This is a genomic window from Roseospira navarrensis (assembly GCF_009601025.1).
Lineage (GTDB): Bacteria > Pseudomonadota > Alphaproteobacteria > Rhodospirillales > Rhodospirillaceae > Rhodospira > Rhodospira navarrensis.
The window spans coordinates 1-1189 of record NZ_WIVE01000158.1; the positions used below are offsets into that span (position 1 = coordinate 1).

General features: G+C 55.3%; 1 protein-coding gene. It reads left to right on the plus strand.

Annotation, left to right across the window (positions count from 1 at the left end; all coding sequences use genetic code 11):
- Positions 1-288 precede the first annotated feature (288 nt).
- Positions 289-897 carry a helix-turn-helix domain-containing protein gene (locus GHC57_RS19085; protein ID WP_153347241.1) on the plus strand — a complete coding sequence of 203 codons (609 nt, stop codon included), beginning with the start codon at positions 289-291 and terminating at the stop codon, positions 895-897.
- Positions 898-1189: the final 292 nt, after the last annotated feature.

Below are 1189 nucleotides of genomic sequence, written 5' to 3' on the forward strand. Positions count from 1 at the left end.
GGGATGCTACGCGCGCGGACCTGATAGCACACGCCACCGCGCCCGCCGCGCCCCTTGACCGCGATCACGTCCAACCGAACGCCGCGCCATGTGCCGCCTTCGTGGCACCGCCGAAGGGCTTTCTGTGCGCACCGTTGTCCGACCTTTGCCGCCGCAGCGAACTCAACGACGGACAACCACACCCCGCCTTGTGGGTGGTTTTCAGCACACTCTGTGCTATGATGCGCGACATGGCTCATAGGGCGGATGGTATGCCGGGTCCCGCCCACTTTCAAGGGGAAATGCGCAATGTCGCTCGGTAGCCGCCTTCGCAGCTTCATCACGCTGAACGGGTTGTCGGTCCGGGACCTGGAGAGGCAGACCGGCATCCCCTACCGTAGCTTGCATGAGTATCTGTCAGATAAGAGGAAACCTGGCGCAGATCACATGGCAAAATTGTGCACTACGGGAATTGATATTGAATGGCTATTGACCGGAAGTGTTCGCCCTGGCCTGCACTTTTCTATTGCCGGGAAAGAGAATGGTTTTATCTACTTTGACATGGGCGGCGTTAGCGAATTTGAGCCGATGACTGGCGACCTAATATCGGACGAAAGAATTTATACTCTAGTTAAGAAAGACGCGGTCAGCCTTGTCAATCAAATGATGGCAGACCACCCGCGCGCGGCGGCAAGCATGGGAATCGAGGGCATTGTATCAACGCTTTGGGTTTCAGTTCATACATACATGAGCGCTTTGGAGCCGCATAAGGACAAAATATTAGAGGCGTTGGAGAAGGGATACTCTATCGATTCCCTTGCTGAGCTGATGCTTGAGCCTATTCGCGCGCGTCTGCTGAGCCGGTTTCACGCGTTCGCGAGCCAAGATGGTCACAACGATACACAGGGTCGCCAATAGGGTCGTCAATGTTGCCGCAATAGGGTCGTCAATCGGGTTTCAGACGATCAGCGGCAGCGACCACACCAAGCCCATGCCATTGATATTAAATGGTTTTCTTGCCGGCCCGGATTGACGACCCTATTGCGGCAACCGCCCGCACGGTTCCTCAAGATTGCGGCACACACAAGCCCTTGTTTTTGCTTGCGTTTTCGCCTCTCGTGATCAAATAATTAGGCTCAGTTTGCGTTAGATATGCATGCTGGTTGTTTGGGCGAGATAAGTCCGGCGATGCATGCCAGGATTGCACGGG